Annotated in this window: 1 pseudogene; it reads left to right on the top strand. The window is 65.1% G+C overall.

The features are described from left to right. Nucleotides 1–68: 68 nt before the first annotated feature. Nucleotides 69–450, top strand: a pseudogene (locus tag D2L64_RS28630) (IS982 family transposase); the annotation flags it as partial.

Consider the following 450-nt stretch of genomic DNA (forward strand, 5'->3'; position numbering starts at 1 on the left):
GAGGGTTACCTTCAGAGCGTTGATTTCATGGTGAAATCAAAATTTCAGGGTGAAATCACGCCTACCCGCTCACCCTGGCCGTGGCTCAGGCCCTGCTCGGTATGCGGTCCGAAGCCCGTTGGCTGCGGTTCGTCCCTGGGCATCCACCCGGGGCGTTTCCATACCTGCCCGGGCAGTCTGGTTACAACAAACGGTTACCGGCGGCGGTGCCGCCACTCAAGCGGACGATCCGCGTGCTCGCGGCGGACACCGACCTGTGGACCAACGCCACCTGGGTGGTGGACTCGACGCCGGTCGAGTGCGGCCGGTCCCGCCCGACGGTGAAACGCCCGGGGCGGTTCACATCGCCGAACGTCCCGACCTGCTGATCGTCGCGGACAAGGGATACATGTCCGCGGAACTGGACCGATGGCTGGCCGAGCGTGGAGCGCGGTTACTCCGACCGTCGTA

Source organism: Micromonospora radicis, from assembly GCF_003583405.1.
In the GTDB taxonomy this organism is placed as follows: domain Bacteria; phylum Actinomycetota; class Actinomycetes; order Mycobacteriales; family Micromonosporaceae; genus Micromonospora; species Micromonospora radicis.